We start from the raw sequence: 22,645 nt of genomic DNA on the forward strand, positions 1-22,645 counted from the left end.
GCCTCGATGGCGACTACTCCGAGGCGGCACCGGCGGCGCAGAGACGTGTGACGGCGGGAGTAAGCGGCGTGAGGACGATTCAGGCGTACCGGTTTGCGCTAGACGTTACGCCGTCGCATGAGCGGATGCTGCTGGCGCATGCGGGCGCAGCGCGGGTCGCGCACAACTGGGCGCTTGCGCACGTAAGAGCTGTGATGAACCAGCGAGCTGCCGAGCGCAGCTATGGGATACCTGACGTCGAGCTGACACCTGCGATCGGATGGACGCTGCCGGCGCTGCGAAAGGCGTGGAACACGGCGAAAGCGGACGTCGTGCCTTGGTGGGCGCAGTGTTCCAAGGAGGCATTCAACACAGGTCTGGACGCGCTGGCGCGAGGCTTGAAGAACTGGTCCGACTCGCGGACCGGCAGGCGCGCGGGACGGCCGGTCGGTTTTCCGCGATTCAAGTCCCGTCGCCGCACCACGCCGAGCGTGCGATTTACAACAGGTGCGATCCGCCTGGAGCCAGACCGCAAGCATGTGACTTTGCCGCGGTTGGGACGACTGAAGACCCACGAATCGACCCGCAAGCTAGCCCGGCGGCTTGAGGTTGGCTCGGCGCGGATCCTGTCCGCCACCGTGCGCAAGGGTGGCGGGCGCTGGCATGTCGCGTTCTGCGTCGAGGTCGACCGTGTCGATCGAACCCCTACCCGCCCACAGGCAATAGTCGGCGTGGACGTGGGAGTGCGGTGCCTCGCAGTGCTATCCACTGGCGGTGTGGAGCCGAACCCCCGCCACCTCGACCACGCAACGCGGCGCCTGCGCAGCCTTGCGCGGCGGATGTCTCGCCGCGTCGGCCCTGACCGGCGCACTGGACAACGGCCTTCGAATCGATGGGAAAACACACGGTTGCGGCTGATGCGGGCGAACGCCCGCGTGGCGAACTTACGCCGCGACGGCCTGCACAAGCTCACCACCCGCCTCGCCTCCGAGTACGGCACTGTCGTCGTCGAGGGCCTCAACGTGGCCGGCATGCTGCGCAACCGCCGGCTCGCGCGGCACATCGCCGACGCGGGGTTCGGCGAGCTGCTCCGACAACTGAACTACAAGACAGCCTGGAACGGCGGCCGGCTCGTCGTGGCCGACCGTTGGTATCCGTCCTCCAAGAGATGCTCGGCCTGCGGCACGGTGAAAGCCAAACTGTCCCTGTCCGAGCGTACCTACAACTGCACATCCTGCGGCCTGGTCTTGGATCGGGACCTCAACGCCGCACATAACCTCGCTGCGCTCGCATGTGAGGTTGTCACCGCCGGGAGTGGCCCGGTGGCAGGACGTGGAGCCGACTGTAAGACCCGCCCTAGCGGGCAGGTGGCTGAGAAACGTCAACCCGGCACTACTGAGTCGGTAAGACCGGGACCGTCCCGCCGAAAGGCAGGACTGCATGAGCGCAATCTCCTGCAACGGAACGTGGGCGTGTGAGGGTCGCGGAGGCGGCCCCGCCGTCCCGGTCGGCCGACCGGGACGAGCCCGAGCGCGCCCGCCCGGCGGGGGATCGGCCGGCCGAGCGGTCGAGCCGGCCCGCCCGCAGCACCCACAGCGTCGCCCGCATTCCGGTGCACGCCCCGCCCGACCCGGCCGCCGAACACGACGCCCACGCCACCGCCGCTCGTCTCGTCGCCGCCCGGCCCGCGCCGCCGCCCGCCCCGGCCCGTTCGGCCCGGCCGGCCGCCCGGCTCGCCACCGTGCCGGATCCCCGGCTGGGCGCCGGTCGGCCGCTGAGCGGCGCCGAACGTGCCCGCTACGAGCCGGCGCTCGGCATGGACCTGACCGGGGTACGCCTGCACGACGGCCTCGCCGCGAAGCTCGCCGCCGGGGAGCGGCGGGCGCACGCCTTCACGTACGGCAACCACGTGGTCCTCGGCGCCGGAGCCGGGCCGAGCCGGGACCTGGTGCTCGCCCACGAGCTGGCCCACGTCCGCCAGCAGGCCTGCCCCGCGCCCGTCCCGGCCGGCGCGGCGACCGAGCATCCCGGTCGCGGCCCACCGGCCGCCCCGGCCCGGTCCGCGCCGCTCGGCGTGCAGTGCTTCGCGCTCGCCGACACCCCCGTGGGCCGGTTCGTCTCCGACACTGCGAGCGACGCCGCCGCCCTGGGCCGTGGCGCGCTCGACACCGCCCTCGACGTGGGCGGGGAGATCGCCGGGACCGCCCTGGAGGCGGCCTCCGCGGTCGTCGACCGGCTCGCGCCCGGCCTGCTGGAGTTCCTCCGCGGCGGCGCGCTGGTCCGGCTGCGTGAGCTGCTCTGCACCGGCGTCAACGCGCTGCTCGGCCGGCTGCTCGCCGGCCTCGCCGACTTCGATCCGATGTCCGCGATCGAGTCGACCTTCACGGGGCTCGCCCAGGGCGTCCGGGACGTCCAGGCCCGCCTCGGCGGCGCTGCCCGGTCGGCCGTCGGCGCCCTGCTGCGCCCGGTGGTGGCCGCCCTGCAGGAGTGGGACGGCCCGATCATTCGGAACCTGCGGACTGTCGCGGACACCGTCAACGAGGTCTTCACCGGGCTCTGGGACCACCTCGCGGTCCCCGCGCTGGACCTGCTCGGCGCGGCCGGGGGCGCGGTCTGGGAGTCGTTCACCCGCCTCGGCGGCTGGCTCTGGGACCTCACCGCGCCGATCCGGGCCGGCGCGTCGTACGCCTGGGACTGGCTCAGCACCCAGTTCGGCCTGGCCTGGGACAGCACCAAGGGCGCCCGCAGCTGGCTCGGCAACCTCGCGAACTCGGCCTGGGAGAACCTGCGGGCCACCATCGAGCCGATCCGTACCCCGCTCATGGTGGTCGGCGGCATCCTGGTCCTGCTCTCCCCGCTCGGCCCCGTGGTGGTGCTCACGCAGGTGCTCCCGCCGCTGTGGGACGGCCTGACCTGGCTCTGGGAGAACTGGAACACCCGCGAGATCCTCGTCGCCGCCCGGCAGGTGCTCCAGGAGCGCATCCTGCCCACGGTGATCAGCGCGGTCACCGGCGCGGCGGGCACCCTGGCCGCCGCGGCGGCCTGGCTCGCCGACGTGGCCGGGCAGATCGGCACCGCGATGGGCGGCGTGCTCGGCGCGTTCGGCGCGAGCACCTGCCTCACCGCGGTGTCCACGCTGCCCGCCGGCGTGGCCAACCAGTTCACCCGGATGGCCGCCTGGGCGCGCGGCGGGTTCAGCGGGCTCACCGAGGCCCTGCACGCCGTCTTCGACGCGCTGGTCGCCATCTTCCAGCCCATCCTCGACTTCCTGGTCCGGCTGGCCGTGGTGGTGGCCAACCCGCTCATGCTGCCGGTCGTCATCGGGGCGGTGATCTGGCTGCTCTGCCCGGACGACCTCAAGCCACCGGTGATCAACTTCGTGCTCGACCTGCTCATCGTGGCGATCGGCGCGCTGCCCACCCTGCTCACCGGCCTCGGCCCGCTCGGCGCGCTGCTGCGCGAGGGCGTGGTCGGCTTCCTCACCCAGCTCCGGTACGGCGAGCGGATCGGCGACCAGCAGCGCATCGACGCCAGCAACAAGATCGCCAACCTGGCCGCCGGCGGAGGACTGTCCTTCGTGGCCGGCATGGCGTGGGGCATCGTGCAGGGCGTGGTCGACGGCATCATCGACCCGTTCCGGCTGCTGTTCATGCTGGCCCAGCTCCTGGTGGCCGCCGCCCGCGCGGTGGCCCGGGTCGTCCAGTCGTACGCCCCGGGTCTGCCCCTGGTCCGGGGCCCGCCGGCCGCCCGTCCCGCCGGGCCGACAATCCCTGCGGCCTCGCCTGCCGCGGTCAGCGCTCCGGCGGCCCCTGCTCCCGCCACCGCCGGACCGGCGGCGTCCACCCTGGCCACGACGGCGCCCGCCGTCAGCGTGGGGGCGGCCTCGACAGTGGCCTCGGGGTTCAACTCGGCCAGTGCCGGCGCCACCGGGGCGACCGCTGGTACCGCCGGTCCGACGGCCAGCGCGGTTCCGGCCGTCACCGCCGCGGGCCCGACGGCGGCCGGCGGTGGTGGTGCGGCCGGCGCGGCCGTCGAGCTGGCGGCGGTGCCCGGGGAGCCGACCGACGCGCAGATCGTGGCGGCGCTGCCGGCCGGCGCCCTCGCGCAGGCCGCGGCCGGCGCCGTGGAGGCCAATCTCGACCCCGCCACCCTCGAAACCGACATGCGCGGCGAGGTGCAGAGCGAGGGCGCCACGGTGGGCGGGCTCGCGCAGCTGCTCGGCGACGCCTGGGCGGCGATGGTGGCCGGCGCCCAGTCGCTCGGCGCGCGGGCCGCCGACGCGCTGCTCGAATTCATCATGCTGCCCGACTTCGAGCTGGGCCGGAAGATCGGCTTCGTGGCCGGGTTCCTGCTGCTCCAGGCCGCCATCATCTACTTCAGCGCCGGCGGCTACGCCGCCCTCGAGGCAGCCGGGCCGATAATGCGCCCCCTGCTGATCTACCTGTTGCGCTTCCTCGACCTCGGCGGCGAGCTGCTCGGAGTCCTCGGCCGGGCGCTGCGCCCGCTGCGCGGACCGCTCCTGCGCGGCATCGGCGCGGCGCGCGGCTTCCTCAGCCGGTTCCGTTTCGCCGCCGGGCTCCTCGAACGGGTCGAGGGGCTGGCCGGGCGGATGCTCGGCCTGGGCGACGAGGCGGCCCTCGCCGCGAGCCGGGCCGCCCAGGGCGCCGAGGCAGGCGTGTCCCGCACCGGCCGGGAGGCGGTCGAGGCCGGGGCCGCCCGGGAGGCCACCGAGGCCGGCACGGCCCGGGCCGGCCGGGAAGGGGCCGAGGGCGCGGCCACCCGGGAGGCCGACGAGCTGGGGGAGGGGGCGGTCCGCGCGGCCGACGAACCGGGCACCCCGACCCTGGCCGACGACGCGGCCAAGGCGGCGCAGCTGCCCGAGGCGATGGCCGAGGCCCGCATCATCAAGGAGGCGAACGATGTGGTGGACGCCCCGATCCCCGTCCTGCTCGCCGAGCTGATGGCGCTCAAGACCCGGTACCGCTGGATCGAGACGTTCGCGGCCACCCCCGTCGGGCCCGGCCGCTTCCACATCGAGCTGATTGCCAGCCGCAACGACCTCGGTGACTACACCACCGGATTCCGGTCGACCCGCGACTCGCTGTCGCGCATTACCGAGAACTTCCAGAGTGTGCTGGACGCCGACCCCGCCGTGCGGGCCCGGTTCCGCCGGATCGCCCGGATGGCCGAGACGGATGCAGAAGGCGCGGCGCGAGCCGCGGCGGCTCTGGAGGAGGAGCTGACCAACCGCAGCGGACGCGGTGTGGCTGACCTGTTTGACGAGGCGGCGGCGGGCGAGCACTTCGGGCCCGGACACCAGGGCCCGGGCCGGCCGCGTCCGGAGTTCTCGGTGGCGGAGAGCCAGGCCGTCGCCCGGGAGGTCGGGGTGCCCGAGGCGATCCTCGGCGACGCCACCCCGGTGACCCGGGCCGACTTCGAGGGCGTCCTGCCCGCCACCGGGCCGGGATTGACCCGCCCCGCGCCCGCCGCCATCCCGATCCGTGACGCGTCCGGGCAGTTCACCAGCCGTGGGGTGGGGCGCAGCAGCGTGCAGAACATCGACGTACGGCACGACATCGAACTGCTGGAGGCCGCGGGCGCCAGCGACTTCCGGATCAACCAGACCCAGGTCGACGTCAGCGACAGCTTGCGCCTCGGCACCAACCGCCCGGACGTGCAGGCGACGTTGAACGGCCGGCGGATCCACATCGAGTACGACCGGGCGCCCGGCGACCGGGCCCGGGAGCACGCGCGGCGGATCCTCAGCAACGACCCGGACGCGATCGTCCTGCTGAAGATCGTGGACTTCTGACCCGAGGGTAGCCTCGGGCCATGATCGAAAGCGCGAAGGTCGCAGTCGTCGGCGTGGGCAACAACACGTCAGCGCTGGTGCAGGGGATCAACTTCTATCGCCACACCGGCAGCCTGGTGGGCATCCACCGCTCCGAGTTGGCGGGGCTGGGCGTCGGGGACATCGACGTCGTCGCGGCGTTCGCCATCTCCGAGGCCAAGGTGGGCCGGGACCTGCACGAGGCGATCTTCCTGCCGCCCAACAACTTCCCCCGGCTCGACGCGGACCTGCTGCCGTCGGGCGTGACGGTGCAGCGTGGTCTCGTCGATGCGACGGAGATCGAACGGGTGGCACATGCGCTGAAGGGCGCCGAGGTGCTGCTCTACTCCGCGCCGAGTGGCCGGCCGGAGACCGCTCGCGCCTACGCCGAGGCGGCTCTGCTGGCAGGGGTGGCGTTCGTGAACACCACGTCGGACGCGGTGGCCCGGGAAGCGTCCTTGCTCGAGCGGTTCGAGGCCGCCGGCCTGCCGCTGCTCGGCGATGACCTGGCCAGCCAGTTCGGCACCTCCGTGGTGCATCACGCGCTGCTGCGCCTGCTCGAGGAGCGCGGCCTCACCCTGGTCAGCTCCTACCAGGTCAATCTGGGCGGCACCGAGGACTTCCGTAACCTGGTCGAGAACCCCAACACCAAGAAGCAGTCGAAGTTGAACGCGGTGGGGTCCGACAAGGTGCAGATGGCTCCCCTCGGCTACCTTCCGCACCTGGGGTCTCAGAAGATCGCGCACCTCAACGTCGAGGCGCAGGGCTGGGGTGGAACGGCGGTGAGCCTGGACGTGCGGCTGAGGGTGCATGACCCGAGCGGCGCGGCCGGCGTCAACATCGACCTGATCCGCATGGCCGCCGCCGCTCTGCGTGCGGGGCGCGGCGGGTACCTGTCGGAGGCGGCGGCACTGCTGAAGTCTCCACCGGGGACGGCGATCTGAGACCGGAGGAGAGATGGAGGACGAGGCGAGCCCCGAGGTGCGGGAGCGCATCACGGCAAGCTTCGAACGCCAGGGGCTGATGCGCCACCTCGGTGCCCGCCTGGCGCACATCGCGCCCGGACGGGTGCACATCGTGCTCGCCAGCCGGCCCGAGGTGACCCAGCAGCACGGCTACCGGCATGCGGGCCAGTGCTCCGCCCTTCAGGGCGGGGGTGAAGGCCCGCGCGGGGAGGGCCGCCAAGGCCCGAGCCGTGCCGTTGACGTAACGTCGGCAGGCGGTGGTACGGTCACCGCGTGCGGGGCGAAGGGTAGTTCCGGAAGCTCCGAAGCGTCACGACGGACACAGCGTGACATTGTCGCCGCAGGGCATGTGGAGACGAAAAACGCCTGTGGAGCGGACGTAAGACCGGGGCAACCTCCGGCGGATCGCGGTGAAGCAGGAACCCGCCCGGGCGTTGCGCGTTCCGCGCGCGGCGCGGAGGGAGTCCCCGCCATTCATGGCGGTGGAGGAAGTCAAATCCACGCGGGCGCCACGAGCGCCATCGCGGACAGCGCGGGCGGCTATGCGGCGCTCACGTTGTTCCCCGCCGACGCCGACGTCCTCACGGTCGAATACAAGATCAATCTCCTGGCGCCCGCCGTCGGCGATTACATCGAGGCAATCGGAACCGTGCTCAAGTCCGGCGGGACGCTGACCGTGTGCCGGCTGGAGGTGTTCGGCGTGCAGAGCGGGCAGAAATCGCTCGTGGCGACCGGGCAGCAGACGCTCTTCTGCCTGAGCTGAACTCACCGTGGTCAGCGACCGCCGAGCGAGCGCCCGTTCCTGGCCAGCTCCCACCGGGTCTCCACAGCCACCTGCTCACCCGCGATCCGCTCCCCGTCCGCCGCAGGTAAGCCGCGGTCAGCGTCGCCGGCGCGGTCGCCGCGGCGACTGACGGGTCGTGCGAACCGGGTCAGAAGGGCGGTGTGGCGGGCTCCGGTGGTCGCCCGCGGGCGCGGCGGGCATCGGTCACGGCGACGGCGAGCAGCACCGCGGCGGCGACCGCCGTCGCGGCGAAGGGCGGCGCGAACGCCAGCGCCGGATAGGGCAGTGTCAATGCGGCCAGGGTGATCAGTCGGGCGGGGGAGACCCGGCCGAAGACCTCGTACTCGAAGCGGGCTCGGCCGGCGATGAACAGAGCCGGGCCGAGCAGGATGGGCGCAATCCAGGTCGCCGGAGCGCGGCCGAAGGGGTGTTCGATGGTGATCTCGTAGCCGAGGGCGGTAGTCACCACCCCGATGATCATGATGAGGTGGGTGTCGGCGGCGGACCGGCCGATGACCGAGGGCTTGTCCGAGCGGGCGATGGCCTCGGGAAGGATCCGCCCTGCGCGCTGGTAGTAGATGCGCCAGAGCAGCACCGAGGTGATCGCGGCGACGGCGAAGGCGAGGGTGTGGTCGCGGTCGAAGGGTCCGGTGCTGTAGGTCACGCCGATGACCAGGATCGTCTCGCCCAGGGCAATGAGGAAGAACTGCTGGTACCGCTCGGCGAGGTGTTCCCCGGCGATTTTTCACCCGGTGGAGGTGGAATGACCCAGTCCGGGCACGGGCCAACCCCAGCGTCTGGCCGCGTACTCGGTGCCGAGCGCGAGCACCCACAGCGGAATGAGCGACCGACCGTCGACGATCGCCCCGGTGATCCACAGCACGCTGGTGAAGCCGTAGGTGGCAAGCGTCCGCCACTTCAGCTGCCGGCGCTGTCGATCGCGCAGGGCGAACTGGAGCACCAACGGCCGGGTGAGCTGGCCGACGACGTAGGCGAAGGCGAAGGCTTCGGCGTAGCCGCTGAACGCCCGCGTGGCGGCCACCCCCATCACCAGGCCGGAGCCGAGCGCTACGCCGACCACCGCCTGGATCGTGATGGATTCCGGGTCGTAGCGGCTGGTCGTCCAAGCGGTGCCCTGCCACAGCGCGTACAGGGCCAGCAGCAGCAGGAGAGTCTTTCCGGCGCCGGGCAGCGCCCGGTGCCACGCGCTGCCACCGGGCTCGACCACCAGGTCCTCGAACGCGCGGGCGACGATCCGCGTCAACGCGAACACGAACACCAGATCGAAGAACAGCTCAAGGAACGTCACGCGAGCCTCACGGGGCTGCGCGGGCGCCGGCTCGGCAATCCTGCCTCTGCCCATGACCACCAGACCCCTCGACGCGGTGAGCCAGTCGTAACACGTCGAGCAACGGCCGAACTGGCAAACCGGCCGACCCAGGTCCCCAGCGGCCTTGATGCGGACACACGCGCGAGGCTCGGAAATCAGCCGTTCTCGCTGGCCGTGGCTGTTGAGCGGTTGACTGGTTCCAGCGCGACCATCCGGGCAAGGGGCGGTTCAGTGGGTGGCGACGGCGTCGGTGAGGGCGGCGAGGAGGGCGGCGGTCGCGGGTGGATCGGGTGGTTCGCCGTAGGTGGCCGCGAAGACCCGGCGGGGTGGGACGGGGAGCCGGGTAGCGGTGACGGCCGGATGGCGGTGGGCGCGCAGGGCCAGGCCCGGGATCGTGGTGACGCCCATGCCGGCGGCGACGAGGCTCTGCATGACGACCATGTCGTCGGTGGTGCAGGCGAGATTCGGGGAGAAGCCGGCCTTGTCGCACATCTCGACGAGGTGGCTGCGGCAGCGTTCGCAGCCGGCGATCCAGGGTGTGCGCGCGTGCTCGGCGACGGTGGTTCCGCCGCCGGTGGTGAGCAGATAGAGCGGGTCGTCGAGCAGGTGGATCAGGCGGACACCGTCGTCCTCGGGGGTGGTGTCGTCGTACCGGAAGATCACGGCCACGTCGACGTGACCGGCTCGTAGCTGCGTCAGCGCGTCCTCCGGATGCGCGTCGGTCAGGCCGAGGTCGAGGCCCGGGTGCTGCTGGGCGAGGAGGGACGCCGCCTGCGGGACCAGCGAGCTCATGACGGAGTTGAAGCCGGCCAGCCTGACCCGTCCCGTGTTCAGCCCCACCAGTGCGGCCAGCTCCGCCGTCGCCGAGTCGACCCGTCCGATGATCTCGGCCGCCCGGTCGGCCAGCAGGCGGCCGGCAGGGGTGATCCGGACACCGCGGCCGACCCGTTGGACCAGCCGGGCGCCGAGCTGGGCCTCCAGCCTGGACAGGTGATGGCTGATCGACGGCTGGGTGTAGCGCAGCTCCTTGGCGGCGGCGGTGACCGACCCGTGCCGCCGGACGGCATCGATGACGCGAAGCTGCACCAGAGTCACCATTCATAGATTCTAGGCATGCAAGTTCGCATAGATTGGCATTGGATTTATCAATTGGCGGGCGGCATGGTCGTTCTCAGAGGTGAAGGGAGAGGACGATGATGACGTTCGCGATCGCGGCGCTGGTGCTGATCATGCTGCCGGGCCCGGACCAGGCCCTGATCACCCGCAACGCACTGGTCGGTGGCCGGTCTGGCGGGGTGCTGACCGTGGTCGGTGGCGTCCTCGGACTGTCCGTGCACGCCGGAGCCGCCGCACTCGGGCTGTCGGCGCTGCTGCTCGCCTCGGCGACGGCGTTCACCATCCTGAAGATCGTCGGGGCGGTGTACCTGCTGTGGCTCGCGGCGCAGATGCTGTGGTCGTCGGTGACGCGTTCGCCTGGCCCGTCGGTGGCCGAACCGGCCGGCGTGGCGCCCGTACGCCGGTTGGCGTACCTGCGGCAGGGAGTCCTGTCCAACGCGCTCAACCCGAAGGTGGCACTGTTCTTCGTCACCTTCCTGCCCCAGTTCCTCAGCGCCGACAGCGGCTCACCGCGGGCCGAGGCGCTGCTGCTGTCCGCGGTCTTCGCAACGCTCTACCTGGCCTGGTTCGGGCTGTACGTCTCCGCCGTCGAGCGGCTCGGCCGCTGGCTACGCCGCCCGCGGGTGAAGGCGCGCATCGAGCAGGTCACCGGGCTGGTCCTGGCCACTGTCGCCGTCCGCTTGGCCACCACCAGCCACTGATCTCGGAACAACTGATGTAAGGAGAACAGCACCACCATGATCAAACGGATGGAAAACGTGGGCATCGTTGTCGACGACCTTGCGGCGGCAACTGCGTTCTTCGTCGAACTCGGTATGGAGCTGGAGGGTGAGGCGCCTATCGAGGGACCTTGGGTGGACGCCGTCGTCGGGCTCGCCGACGTGCGCGTCGACGTCGCCATGGTGCGGACGCCGGACGGCCACGGCCGGCTCGAGCTGATGAAGTTCCGCAACCAGACGGCGATCAGCGCCGAGGCGGAAAACGCACCGGCGAACGCGATGGGCATCCGTCGCATCATGTTCGCCGTCGACGACATCGACGCTGCCGTCGCGGGCCTGCGGGCGCGCGGCGTGGACCTCGTCGGCGAGGTGGCCCAGTACGAGGACAGCTATCGGCTCTGTTACGTCCGTGGCCCGGAGGGGATCATCGTCGCCCTGGCCGAGCAGCTCAGCTGACGGTCCGCCACGGACAACAAACGACAGGAGGAACGACGTGCAACCGAACGGGGGCGGGCCGAGCTGGACGTCGTCGACGGCATTCCGGGCGAGTATCTGAAGACGACCGGCGCCTACGAGATGACGCCCGAGCAACGGGTCGAGTGGGAGGCGGGTATCCGCTTGCTCTACGACGGCATGGTCCGGATCGTCGTGACGCCCAATGGGCCAAGCTGAACGACTTCGAGACGACTCTGCCGAGCGCCGTCGAGGAGCTCGTCCGGCAGCGTGACGAGCGGCAGCACGCCTGAGCGCCGCCCAGGCTTCGGCAGCTGTCCGCACTGGATCACCGTCGGTGGCCGCGTGTGGCCCTGCCGTATCGGGTGAGGACGGCCGCACCGACGCGCTCGACCGAGACGGTTCCCAGGTCCGCCGGCGGGCTGCCGGCAGGGAAGAGCCGCTCGCCGGTGCCGAGGACGGCAGGGAAGGTGAGCAGCCGGTACTCATCGATCAGATCCTCGGTCCTCAGCGCGTGCACCACGCTGAGGCTGCCGGTGACGATGACGTCCCGCTGTTCGTGCTTGACAACGTCGGCGAGGTCGCCGTCGATAATCCGGGAGTTCGCCCACGCCGAGGTGTCGGTCAATGTACGAGAGGCGACCAGTTTGGGCACGGCGTTCATCCGCGCGGAGAACGGGTCGGAGCGTCCTGGCCAGATTCGGGAGAACAGCTGCCAGGTGGTGCGGCCCAGCAGCATGACTCCGTAGTCCAGCGCGCTGCCGAGGCGGAACTTGTCTCCGGCGACGGTTTCGGGGCCGTACCGGAATGCCCAGCCGCCGGTCGGCGTGTCTCCGGACCCGTCGGGGTCGGACACGATCCCGTCCAGGGTGATGAACTGAATGACGATGACGCTCACGACAGCTGTCCCTTCGGTCGACGCTCACCGGTACATACCGGCGGCACCGACCGGACTCATCGTGGCGGGCGAAACTCGTCGGGAAAAATCTGCGTGGGCAGGTCGAACGCCGTGAGCGCGGCCGGGTCGGCGAACACGACGTTGCGCGTGACCAGACCGCCGGCGACGGTGAGGACCTGCAGCGTGTGCAACTGGTGCCCGCCGCCGGGTTGCGGCGCGTACGCGGCGAGCGCGGGTTGCCCGTTGGCGGTGAGTGGTGTCATGGCCCAGCCCGTCCCACGCATCTGGAAGACACGGTCCATGAACCGGCCGTAGTCGCGGCTGCCCCGATACCACAACGGCACCGGCGGCATCTCCAGGACGGCGTCGTCGGTCAGAAGCCGCACGAGCGCGGGAACATCTGCCGCTTCGAACGCTCGGACGTAGCGGTCGATCACCGCGCGCACCTGCGGATCGTCCGGCTCGGTGACCTCGTCCACGTCGCCGACCTCGGCGAGAGCGGAGCGGGCGCGTTGCAGCGCGCTGTTGATCGCAGGGACCGTGCTCCCCATCTGCGTGGCGACCTCGGCGGCGCTGAACTCCAGCACATCGCGCAGCAGCAGCACGGCCCGCTGACGGGCCGACAGGGCCTGCATCGCCGCCACCAGCGCGAGCCGGATTCCCGCCCGGACCTCGACGTCAACCCGCGCGTCGGGAAACGGCTGCAGCCAAGGGACGTCCAGCGCCGGCGCGAGCGGCGCTGCAGTGTCGCGGCTCGGCGCGCCCAGGCCCGACGGCAACGGCCGCCGCGCACGTCCCTGCAGCGCGGTCAGGCACACGTTGGTGGCGATGCGGTACAGCCACGTCCGTACCGACGCGCGGGCGTCGTCATACCGGTCGCGGGCCTTCCACGCCCGCAACATCGTCTCCTGCACCAGATCCTCGGCCTCGTGGAACGAGCCCACCATCCGGTAGCAGTAGGCGATCAGCTCACCCCGGTAGGTCTCGAACTCCACCCGCCCATCCTGGCAGGCGCGGTGACACAACTCGAGGCACGGCACACCGCACTCCGCCGACCTGACCGCCCAGCCCGAACCCCCGCCGCCCGCGCCCGCATCCGCGAGCAACTCACCACCATCATGGCCAGCGGCACCGCCACCGAACGCAAGGCCGCCATCGAAGCCCTCATCGCCGAAGTCCAACTCACCAACCAGGGAGTCGTACCCGGGTTCAAGCTCCCCACTGACACGACAGCGCTCCCGCCCGAGACGGACGGGGGCACGTCAGAAGACCCACCGGCTCGCACAATGGCTCGGTTGGTGGGCCGGAGGCATCACCACGCGAACGAACTCAACTACGCCGGTGCGGCGCTTCCGCTACCTCTGACCAAGGCACCGGCCCGAGGTGATACCCAAACAGATTCATCGAAGCCGCATCGAACGCCGCCATGGACTTGAGCTGCGGCGTGATGCGGCGCGCAGCTGAAATTGCGGCTCACCATCGACCTGGACAGGTACGAACGTGAGCGGCTCCCCGGGCCCGGGGAGCCGCTCACGTTCGCGCGGGAAGTCAGGCGATGAAGCCCTCTTCCTTCAACCAGTCCGCGGCGACCTGCGCCACCGGCTCGCCCTTGACGTCGACGCGCTCGTTGAGCTTGCGGATGGTGTCGTCGTCGAGCTTGGCGGTGATTGGTTCAAGGATCTTGGTCAGGCTCGGATACTTGGCGGCAGTTGCGCCGTTGACCGTCAGCGCCGGGTTGTAGATCGGGAAGAACTTCTTGTCGTCCTCCAGCACCACCAGGTTGAGGTTGCTGATCCGGCCATCGGTGGTGAACACCTCACCGAAGTTGCAGGACTCGCCCTTCTTCGTCTCGGTGTAGACGACTCCGGTGTCGACGCTCCTAATGTTGGACTTCGGCAGGTTCATGCCGTACATCTTGGTCATGCCGGGCCACCCGTCGTTCCGTCCGGCGAACTCGCTCTCCAGGCAGAAGGTCGCGTCGGCCGGGTTGCTCTTGGCGAACGCGGCGAGGTCGGACAGGGTGCGGAGGTTCCACTCCTTGGCCTTCTCCGCACGCACCGCCATCGCGTAGGTGTTGTTGGCCGGCGCGATGGCACCCCAAACGACCTGGTTCTTCTCCTTGTCCTCTTTGACCACCGCGTCGTACTGCTGCTTCGAGTCCGCGATCGGGTCGGTGTGGTTCAGGTAGGTGATCCAGGTGGTGCCGGTGTACTCCCAGTACACGTCGACTTCACCAGCGAGCAGACCCTTGCGGACGTTGACCGACCCCTTGATGTTGGTCTTGTCGGTCACGTTCGCGCCCGCCGCCTTCAGCGCCAGCATGGTGATGTGGCCGAAGACGATGTTCTCGGTGAAGTCCTTGGAGCCGACCACGATCGTCTGGCCGGCGAGCGCATCATCCTGCTTGATCGACCCCGCCCCGACCGCCACCTTTCCACCGGAGTCCTCGGTGGTGACTGAGCAACCGGTCAATGCCATGGCGATGAGTGCGGCGCCAGCAGCCGCCCGGAAAAGGGGTGTGCGCGTACGCATTGACGACCTCCATGGCGCACGGGGCGCCGGTTGGGGAAAGGGGACGTGAACCTATGGATCAATGGAGCCCGGGCGGGCGCAGCAGATCGGCGATCACACCGCCGAGCCAGTCCAGCGTCAGGGCGAGAGCGGCGGTGAGTACCGCGCCGGTGATCAGGACGGGATCACGCTGAAGCTTGATCCCGGTCACGATCAGTCCGCCGAGTCCGCCCGCGTCGATGAAGGTGGCGAGCGTGGCGACCCCGACCGCGAGAACGAGCGCGGTGCGCACGCCGGCGAGAATCACCGGCACCGCCAGCGGCAGCTCGACCCGCAGCAGCACCGCGAGCGGGGACATGCCGATGCCCCGACCCGCCTCGATCAGATGCCGGTCGACCTCGTTGATCCCGACGATCGTGTTACGCAGCACGGGCAACACCGCATAGGCCACCAGCCCGATCAGCGCAGTGCCGGTGCCGATGCCCAACCAGATGCTGAGCAGTACCAGCAGCCCGATGGCCGGCATCGCCTGACCGACGTTGGCCAGAGCGGTGACGAACGGCGCCAGCCAGCGCAGCGCCGGGCGGGTGAGCAAAACGCCGGCGCTGACCGCGATCACCACCACCAGCAGGGTGGTCATCGCGGAGATCGAGACGTGCTGGCCGGTCACCCGGAACAGCTGCCCGGCGTTGAGCGAGCGTCGCTCGATGTCGTCCAGGGCAAGCGAGCTCACCCAGAGGTATGTGGTGAGCAGCGCCGCCGCGAGCACCAGCGGCATGGTCGCGTGTCGGCGCAACAGGCCCCGCCACCGCGAGGGTGGGGCGGCGTCCGCGAGCTGACCGGAGCCGAGCGTGCCGACGCTCACGGCGTCTCCCGATCCGTCGTCGACCCGGCGCCACGGCCCTGCACGGGCACCGCTGCGGCTTTCGGCCCGTCCACTGTCTCAGGCGCCTCCGCCACCGGCCGATCGCGGCGCCGCTCGGTCTCGCGCATCTCACCGATCGCTCGCATCAGCCGGTCGATGGTCACCGTGCCGCGGTACCGGCCGGCGTCGTCGACCACCACCGCAGCACCGCTGCTGCTGGTGAGCATCGCGTCGAGCGCATCATGCAGCGTGGCACGAGGTTCCACCACGGTGGCCGGCCCGCCCATCCCGTGCAGATTGTCCTGATGCGGATCCAGGTCCCGGGCGGTGATCCAGTGCACGGGGCGCCGCTCGCTGTCGATGCTCAGTACGGCCCACTCGCCGGTCTCGTCCAGCCGGCGCAGCGCCGACGTCGGCGAGTCGTCCAGCCGGACCAACTCGGCCTCGTCCCAGTCGACCTCGTCGACCCGGCGCAGGTTGAGCTGCTTGAGTGAGGCGCCGGCACCGATGAACTGGGCCACCGTCTTGTCCGCAGGGTTACTCAGGAGCCGCTCCGGGGTGTCGAACTGCCGGATGCTCGACCGGTCACCGAGCACCGCGATGCGGCTGCCCATCTTGACCGCCTCGTCGAAGTCGTGGGTGACGAAGACAATCGTCTTCTGCAGCTTCTCCTGCAGCCGGAGGAACTCGTTCTGCAGCCGGTCCCGGGTCAACGGATCGGTAGCGCCGAACGGCTCGTCCATCAGCATCACCGGAGGGTCGGCAGCCAGCGCCCGGACAACCCCGACGCGCTGTTGCTGGCCGCCGGAGAGTTGACGTGGCAGGCGGTGCCGGTACTGGCCGGGTTCCAGCCCGACCAGGTGCAGCAGCTCGTCGACCCGGGCGTCAATCCGCTTGCGATCCCAACCGAGCATCTTCGGCACCAACCCGACATTGGTCGCCACGTTCATGTGCGGAAAGAGCCCCACCTGCTGGATGACGTAGCCGATGCGCCGACGCAGCTCGGTCGGGTTGAGCGAGGTGACGTCGGATCCGTCCACCATGATCCGCCCGGAGGTGGGCTCGATCAACCTATTGATCATCTTCATGGTGGTGGTCTTGCCGCAGCCGGAAGGGCCGACCAGCACGACAATCTCGCCCCGCCGGATGGTCATCGAAACGTCCTCGACCGCAGGGGTCTTCTGTCCCCGGTAGAGCTTGCTGACCTGTTGCAGGTCGATCATCACGTCAGCGGTCATCGTTGACCTCCCTGGGCGGTGGACGGGGCCGCGAGGGCCGGCGGGCCGGCGAGCGCCAGAACGGAATCTGGTTGCTCGGCGAGGGACGGCGCGGTTGACCTTGATCGGGGCCGCCGGGTGCCCCGGCCGGCCCTGGTCAGCACGCCAAGCAAGCCCAGGCAGATGTCCACGACGAGGGCGAGGACGACCACGCCGAGCGTGCCGATCAGAGCCTGGTTCAGCGAATTCACGCCGCCGAGGTTGGCCAGGCCCGAGAAGATCTGGTTGCCCAGGCCCGGCCCGCCGACGTACGCGGCGATCGCCGCGATGCCCATGGTCATCTGGGTGGAGACCCGGATACCGGCCAGGATAACCGGCCAGGCCAGCGGTATCTCGACCGTGCACAGCGACCGTATCCGGCTCATCCCGATCCCGCGGGCGGCCTCGGTCAGCGCGGGGTCGATCTCGGTCAGTCCCACCACCGTGTTACGGATGATCGGCAACAGCGCATACAGGGTCAGCGCGACCAACGCGGGGAGGTACCCCAAGCCCAGCGGCGTGATCAGCAGGCCGAGCAGCGCGAAGGAAGGAATGGTCAGCACAGCGGCGGCGACCGCGACGGCGATTCCCCGGGCGCGCCGGTGGCGGTAGGTGAGGACGGCGATGGACATGCCGATGAGCGTCGCCAGCGCTATCGCCATCAACACGATCGTGGCGTGCTCAATGGCCTGGGCGATCAGCAGGTCGCGGCGGCTTTCCAGGTATTCGAAGAACGTCATCTGACACGTCCCCTCGGCGGCTGGCAGGCCCCTGGCCAGAGATAGCCGCGACGGTGCTGGACCTGCCATGGCCGGTTGGCCATCACATTTCGGGCGTAGGCGTTCGGCAAAGGCCCTCCGTGTGGGACGTGGAGTCGGTTGGAGAAGTCAGCAGGGAAGCTCTGACGGGCACGCCGAGCGACACGGAGTGTCGGCGCGCCACCACCTTGGCCGTCTCCTCCTTCCGGACAGAAACTTCTGTACAAGGCGATCATGGGGGTGCCACGGTACGCCATGGGCTCCTCGTCAGTTCGGCCGGCCCGGGACTGGAGCCTCAAATGGGTCCGATGCAGGGACAGCGAGACAACGACGTGGGAGGCGGCCAGGTGACCGCCATCAGCTCGGCGCCCGGGGCGTGGCTCCATGGCGTTCGCACGAAGGATCAAAGTGGGCCGCCATGGACTCGAACCCGCGGACCAAGAGTCAACGACCGCCCAGGGAGCGGCCGTTCTTGGCCAGCTCCCACCGGGTCGCCGTGGCCACCTGCTCCCCGGTGATGCGGTCCCCGTCCGCCCCCAGGTACGCCGCGGTCAGCGCCGCCGCGGCGATCCCCCCGCCGGGCAGGTCCACGGCGGCCATCCGCTCCGGGTCGACGTCGGCCGGCACACCGGCCGGGAACGCCCGCCGCCACAGGGTCTCCCGGGCGGCCCGGTCCGGGTAGGGGAAGGTCACCACGATCCGCAGCCGGCGCAGGAACGCCTGGTCCAGCACGGATCGGGCGTTGGTGGTGAGGATGGCCAGCCCGGTGAACGACTCCATCCGCTGCAGCATGTAGCCGACCTCGAGGTTGGCGTACCGGTCGTGGCTGTCGCGCACCTCGGTGCGCTTGCCGAACAGGGTGTCCGCCTCGTCGAAGAGCAGCACGGCCGCGCCGTCCTCGGCGGCGTCGAAGACCCGGCTGAGGTTCTTCTCCGTCTCGCCGATGAACTTGCTGACCACCTGGCTGAGGTCGACCACCACCAGGTCCAGGCCCAGCTCCTGGGCGATCACCTCGGCGGCGAGGGTCTTGCCGGTGCCGCTGGGCCCGGCGAAGAGGGCGGCGGTGCCGAGGCCGCGGCTGCTCCGGTCGGCGAACCCCCAGTCGTGCAGCACCCGGGTGCGGTGGTGCACGGCGGCGACCAGCGACCGCAGCTGCGTCACGTGCGTGTCGGGCAGCACGAGGTCGGCCCAGCCGGCGCGGGGCCGGACCACCCGGGCCTGCCCGCCGTAGCGGCTGCGGGAGCGGGCCCGGCACGCCTGCCACAGCGGTGTGCCGGCGGCGGCGTCCCCGGCGGCCAGTTCCAGGTCGGGCAGGGCCAGGTCGAACACCCCGGCCACTGCGGCCGTCTCGCCCGTCGCCCGGTCGGCAAGGTGCCGGTGGAGCGCGGCGTCCAGCGCCGCCGCCCGTTCCGCGATGGGCAACCGGGGTACGCCGACCAGCACGCCGTCGGCCAGCACGGTGTCCACGGCGCCGAGGACGGCGACCGGGGCGGGCAGCGTGCCGAGGGCGCGGATCAGGGCGCGGGCGTCCTCGGGGCGGGCCCCGTCGGCGTCGAACGCCCAGGCGGCCGGCGCGAGCAGGCTCTCCCGCCCGATGAGGCGTAGCAGCCGGTCGCGGTCGCGTACCGCGGAGGGCAGGTCGGCCACGGCGACCAGCCGCAGCTCGCGGCCGGCGGCGTCGGCCGCGGCGGCCGCGACCACCGGCAGGTTGGCCGGCTGGGGTCCCTGGAGCACGGCGGGTCGGCCGTGTTCCCAGACGGTGCGGATGGTGGCGGCGACGGCGGCGAACGCGGGCGGCAGCGCGGCGGGCGCCGGGACGGGCCGGGCCACGGCGGCGAGGTCGGGTTCCAGGTAGCGGACGCCCATGAGGTGGTGCAGCACGCGTTCCTCGGTGACCAGGGGGCTGCCGGTGGGGGTGTCCGGGTCGAGCAGGCGGAGCAGGTCCCAGCGGCGCAGCGGCCCGTCCGGGGTGACCGCGCTCCAGTGCGGGCCGGGCAGCGCGGCCAGGGCGAGGCCGAAGGTGGGGCGGGGCTGCCCGTGCGCGGCGGTGAGCTCGTCGGCGACCTCGCCGGCCAGCTCCGGGCCGGTGGCCAGCAGCAGCACGGCCCGTTCGAAGCCGGTGAGGCGCAGCGCGGCGGCCAGCCCGTCGAGCGCCGTGGGCCGGTCGAGCAGCGCGCGGGCCGCCGCCAGCCGCCCCTCGGCCGCGGCGAGGTCCGCCCCGTCGGGTTCCCCCGGGTACGCGACGAGCCGCACCCGCAGCACGTCCAGCTCGGCGACCAGCGCCAGCCGGTTCGCCTCGTCCCACGGCACGGCGGGCGGGCCGGCCGGGCGGGCCCGGCGGTCGGCGGCGGTCACGGCACGGTCAGGGCGGGCGCGCCGTAAACCTCTCCGACCAGGTCGGGCAGGCTGTCCACGCCGTCGACCTGCACCCGGACCAGCCAGTCGCCGGTGGGCACGTCCCCGGCGGCGAGGGCGAGCCGGTCCTGCGGGGCGGCGTCCGTGGCGAGCGGGGCGAGCCGGATGGCCAGCGCGTCCGGCTCGCCGGCCGGGCCGGGGGTGAGCCGGGTGAGCAGGACCGTGGCCCGCTGCCGGGGCATCAGCGGCGGGTCGACGCCGAGCACGATGTCGGGCGGGCCGTCCACCACCGACGCGGTGGGGCGCACCAGCAGCGGCAGCGCGTTGGAGCCGGCGGTGACCCGGGCGGGCGCGCCGCCGGCGGCCGGCGTGACGTGCGCGACCCGCACACCGTGCAGCCCGGCCGGCACGGTGCCGTCGAGGGTGACGGCCAGGGTGGTGTCGGTGCCGCCCGGCTCCGGGTTGAGGACGGCCGGTCCCACGTGGACGCGGGTGGTCTGCCCGGGCCGGCCGCGCAGCCCGGCGCCGCGCAGCTCGACCCGGTCGCCGGTGGCGGCGGTCCCGCCGGGCGGGTCGGTGACCAGGGCGGTCAGCACGGCGGGGCCGCCGGCCAGCACGGTGACGGTGCGCTGCCGCACCGGCAGGGCCCGGCGCGGGGTGACGTCGGCCTCGACCAGCGCGGCCGTGGCCACGTACGTCTGGGAGAGCTGGTGCGGGGTGGCGAAGGTGGCCCACAGCTTGGATATCTCCTCCACCGACAGCGTGTACGGGGCGACCTTGACCCGCTCCACCTGCTCGGCCAGGTCGGACTCGGAGAGGAACGCGGTCGGCACGTCGTCGGCGTACAGGTCGATGGCGGCGGTGACCAGGTCGCGGGTGAGCGTCGGGGTGACCGCGAGGGCCAGCACGGCCCGGCCGAGCAGCCGCTGCGCGTCGAGGGACTCGGCCTCCCCGTAGCAGGTGAGCAGGTAGTACAGGTCGAGCGCGGCGACCGGCCGGCGGGTGAAGCCGCCGTCGCGGCTGCGGGTGGGCAGGTCGGTGAGGTTCCAGGCGTGGTTGGGGCGTACGTCGTACAGGTAGATGTTGATGCCGGGCGTGGAGACCAGCGTGGTGTCGGAGAGCTGGTTGGGGCGCAGGGTGGTGACGGTGGCGCCGCCGACCGGCCCGGGGTGGGTGGCGTCGAGGGCCCGTTCGAGGACGTACCGCAGGGTCGAGGTGACCGCGGCGATGGCCAGGCCGTTGCTCATCGGCCCTCCCGGCGGCGGGCGAGGTACGCCGTGTGGTCCACCGTGGACGGCGGCGGAGTGGGCGGCGCGGGCGGTGGCGGCGCGGGCGCCCGGGTGACCACCACCCGGTCGATGTGCAGGTGCACGTCGCCGGCCGGCGGGGCGTCCTCGGCCGTCCCGGGCGGGGTGGGGGCGGGACGGATCGGGCCGGGGCGCACCTCGGCGGTGCCGGGCCGGGGCGGCGCGCCGGCCCGGGCCGGCCGGTCGACGAAGACGAGGCGCTCCCCGGGTTCCACGGCGCGGCGGGCGATCAGCGCGGGGCCGAGGCGTTCGCGGAGCAGCCGGGCCAGGTCGGGCGCGGCGGCGCGTACCGGAGTGGGGGCGGGCCGGCGGGCGACGGGCGACGGGGCCGGCGGCGCGGGCGGGACGACGGCGGCCGGCCCGGTGGGGTCGGGTGGCGGCTCGGCGTCGGGCGGTCGGATGACCGCCGGGGGAGCGGTGGTGGTCGGGACGGCGGCATCCGGCTCGGGGCCCGCCGGGCCGACGGGCGCGGTCCGCGCGGCGGCCCGGTCCGGGGCGGCTGGGGTGGCCTCGGGCGGCCTGGCCGGCGGTTCCCGGTCGGTCGGCGACCGGTCCGGGGCGGCCGGCGTCCCCGGTACCGGTGTCGTGCGGAGGGCAGCGGGGCCGGGCGGCGCGGCCGGCCGGTCCGGGATCCCGCGGGACGGCGCCGGCGTCGGCGTGGTCGACGCGGGCACCTCGACCGGCACGTCGGCCGGCGGGTCGGGCAACGCGACCTCGAAGGGTTGCGGGGCGCGGAGCCGCACCAGCGGTTCCCGGCCGGTGGCCCGCTGCGCCATCCGGGCGAAGAACCCCTCGGCGCCGCTCACGCCGCCCGCTCCGCCGCGAGGGCCAGGTACGCGCGCCGCCGCCCGGCCGGCAGGGCGAGGATGTCGGCCTCGGCCCACCCGTACGCGGCGGCGAGGGTGGCCACCTCGGCCAGCACGGCGGGGGCACGGCCGGCGACCCGCTCCCACAGCAGCTCGGCTACGTCCAGCGCGGCGACCACGGGGTCCCCGCAGCCGGGGCAGCGGGTCCGAAGCACCACGGCGGCGGCGCCGGCCAGTTCCTCGGCGGCGGCGTCGACGGCCCGCCGCTGTTCGGCGGTCAGGTCGCCGGGTGCGACGGGCCGGCCGCCGGCGTCGCGGACGCAACGGGCCAGCAGCGTGCCGAGCGGGTCCCCGGACCGCCCGGCGGCCAGCAGGTCCCGGGCGGTGGGGGCGCGGACCCGCAGGGTGCCGCCGGCGACCGCACCGGCGTCACCGGTCGGGAGCCCCGCGACCGGGTCCAGGGGCAGCGCCACGTCGAGGACCTCGCCGCAGCCGCAGGTGAGCACGGCGTCGACCGGGTCGCCGAAGCTGTCGACGCTCAGCCGGGCGGCGAGCGCGGCGACCGTCCCGACCGGCAGGTCCAGGGCGGCGTCGAGGTCGGGCAGAAGCCCGGCGGCGTGCAGCAGCACCGGGCCGCGGGCGGCCGGCGGGGCGGTCGCGGCGGCCTCCCAGACGGCGAGGAGCCGGCCGGGGTCATCGAGCGTGGTCATGGC

17 protein-coding genes and 1 pseudogene are annotated in these 22,645 nt (G+C 72.2%); 6 read left to right on the forward strand and 12 right to left on the reverse strand.

The features are described 5' to 3' along the window. The first annotated feature begins 68 nt into the window (after positions 1 to 68). From tnpB to ABZS80_RS22500, 4 genes are read left to right on the forward strand one after another with little or no spacing between them, the layout of a single operon-like run. On the forward strand, positions 69 to 1,457 hold the full coding sequence (tnpB, locus tag ABZS80_RS22485; RefSeq protein WP_355058655.1) for an IS607 family element RNA-guided endonuclease TnpB: 1,389 nt from the start codon (positions 69 to 71) through the stop codon (positions 1,455 to 1,457). Then, on the forward strand, positions 1,454 to 5,791 hold the full coding sequence (locus tag ABZS80_RS22490) for a DUF4157 domain-containing protein (RefSeq protein ID WP_355058657.1): 4,338 nt from the start codon (positions 1,454 to 1,456) through the stop codon (positions 5,789 to 5,791). Before tnpB ends, ABZS80_RS22490 begins: the two co-directional genes overlap by 4 nt. Positions 5,792 to 5,811: 20 nt before the next feature. After that, positions 5,812 to 6,753, forward strand: coding sequence for an inositol-3-phosphate synthase (locus ABZS80_RS22495; RefSeq protein WP_355058659.1), 942 nt, complete (start codon positions 5,812 to 5,814; stop codon positions 6,751 to 6,753). A 13-nt stretch (positions 6,754 to 6,766) separates the two neighbouring features. Next, a complete protein-coding gene (locus ABZS80_RS22500) occupies positions 6,767 to 7,537 on the forward strand; it encodes a PaaI family thioesterase (RefSeq protein WP_355058661.1) in 771 nt (256 codons plus the stop codon). A 169-nt stretch (positions 7,538 to 7,706) separates the two neighbouring features. Here ABZS80_RS22500 and ABZS80_RS22505 read toward each other — a convergent pair. Then, positions 7,707 to 8,921, reverse strand: a pseudogene (locus ABZS80_RS22505) (low temperature requirement protein A). 195 nt (positions 8,922 to 9,116) lie between these two features. Continuing rightward, complete coding sequence (locus tag ABZS80_RS22510) at positions 9,117 to 9,986, reverse strand: LysR family transcriptional regulator (protein ID WP_355058663.1); 870 nt, start codon at positions 9,984 to 9,986, stop codon at positions 9,117 to 9,119. 95 nt (positions 9,987 to 10,081) lie between these two features. On the opposite strand from ABZS80_RS22510, the gene ABZS80_RS22515 reads away from it, so the two are divergent. Both ABZS80_RS22515 and ABZS80_RS22520 read left to right on the forward strand, forming a co-directional pair. Next, entirely contained in the window at positions 10,082 to 10,705 is a 624-nt protein-coding gene (locus ABZS80_RS22515) for a LysE family translocator (RefSeq protein ID WP_355058664.1), read from the forward strand. 36 nt (positions 10,706 to 10,741) lie between these two features. Continuing rightward, positions 10,742 to 11,179 carry a VOC family protein gene (locus ABZS80_RS22520; RefSeq protein ID WP_355058665.1) on the forward strand — a complete coding sequence of 146 codons (438 nt, stop codon included), beginning with the start codon at positions 10,742 to 10,744 and terminating at the stop codon, positions 11,177 to 11,179. 325 nt (positions 11,180 to 11,504) lie between these two features. On the opposite strand, the gene ABZS80_RS22525 is transcribed toward ABZS80_RS22520, so the two are convergent. From ABZS80_RS22525 to ABZS80_RS22570, 10 genes are all read right to left on the reverse strand, one after another. Then, entirely contained in the window at positions 11,505 to 12,074 is a 570-nt protein-coding gene (locus tag ABZS80_RS22525) for a dihydrofolate reductase family protein (RefSeq protein WP_355058667.1), read from the reverse strand. Positions 12,075 to 12,130: 56 nt separating this feature from the next. Beyond that, entirely contained in the window at positions 12,131 to 13,069 is a 939-nt protein-coding gene (locus ABZS80_RS22530; protein ID WP_355058669.1) for a sigma-70 family RNA polymerase sigma factor, read from the reverse strand. A gap of 553 nt (positions 13,070 to 13,622) precedes the next feature. Further along, positions 13,623 to 14,606, reverse strand: coding sequence for a glycine betaine ABC transporter substrate-binding protein (locus ABZS80_RS22535; RefSeq protein WP_355058671.1), 984 nt, complete (start codon positions 14,604 to 14,606; stop codon positions 13,623 to 13,625). A gap of 58 nt (positions 14,607 to 14,664) precedes the next feature. Beyond that, the gene (locus ABZS80_RS22540) at positions 14,665 to 15,450 is read right to left on the reverse strand and encodes an ABC transporter permease (RefSeq protein WP_355058673.1); all 786 of its coding nucleotides are present in this window, start codon (positions 15,448 to 15,450) and stop codon (positions 14,665 to 14,667) included. Beyond that, the gene (locus ABZS80_RS22545) at positions 15,447 to 16,688 is read right to left on the reverse strand and encodes a betaine/proline/choline family ABC transporter ATP-binding protein (protein WP_355058675.1); all 1,242 of its coding nucleotides are present in this window, start codon (positions 16,686 to 16,688) and stop codon (positions 15,447 to 15,449) included. Before ABZS80_RS22545 ends, ABZS80_RS22540 begins: the two co-directional genes overlap by 4 nt. Continuing rightward, positions 16,685 to 17,446 (reverse strand): ABC transporter permease, encoded by a 762-nt coding sequence (locus tag ABZS80_RS22550; RefSeq protein WP_355058677.1) that lies wholly within the window; start codon positions 17,444 to 17,446, stop codon positions 16,685 to 16,687. The genes ABZS80_RS22545 and ABZS80_RS22550 overlap by 4 nt, the downstream gene beginning before the upstream one ends. Positions 17,447 to 17,908: 462 nt before the next feature. Further along, a complete protein-coding gene (locus ABZS80_RS22555; protein ID WP_355058679.1) occupies positions 17,909 to 19,819 on the reverse strand; it encodes an ATP-binding protein in 1,911 nt (636 codons plus the stop codon). Then, the gene (locus tag ABZS80_RS22560) at positions 19,816 to 21,066 is read right to left on the reverse strand and encodes a DUF4255 domain-containing protein (protein ID WP_355058681.1); all 1,251 of its coding nucleotides are present in this window, start codon (positions 21,064 to 21,066) and stop codon (positions 19,816 to 19,818) included. Before ABZS80_RS22560 ends, ABZS80_RS22555 begins: the two co-directional genes overlap by 4 nt. Further along, on the reverse strand, positions 21,063 to 21,932 hold the full coding sequence (locus tag ABZS80_RS22565) for a hypothetical protein (RefSeq protein WP_355058683.1): 870 nt from the start codon (positions 21,930 to 21,932) through the stop codon (positions 21,063 to 21,065). The genes ABZS80_RS22560 and ABZS80_RS22565 overlap by 4 nt, the downstream gene beginning before the upstream one ends. Beyond that, entirely contained in the window at positions 21,929 to 22,642 is a 714-nt protein-coding gene (locus tag ABZS80_RS22570) for a hypothetical protein (protein ID WP_355058685.1), read from the reverse strand. The genes ABZS80_RS22565 and ABZS80_RS22570 overlap by 4 nt, the downstream gene beginning before the upstream one ends. Between the last annotated feature and the right edge of the window lie 3 nt (positions 22,643 to 22,645).

The sequence above is a fragment of the Micromonospora sp. NPDC005305 genome (assembly GCF_040607315.1).
Lineage (GTDB): Bacteria > Actinomycetota > Actinomycetes > Mycobacteriales > Micromonosporaceae > Micromonospora.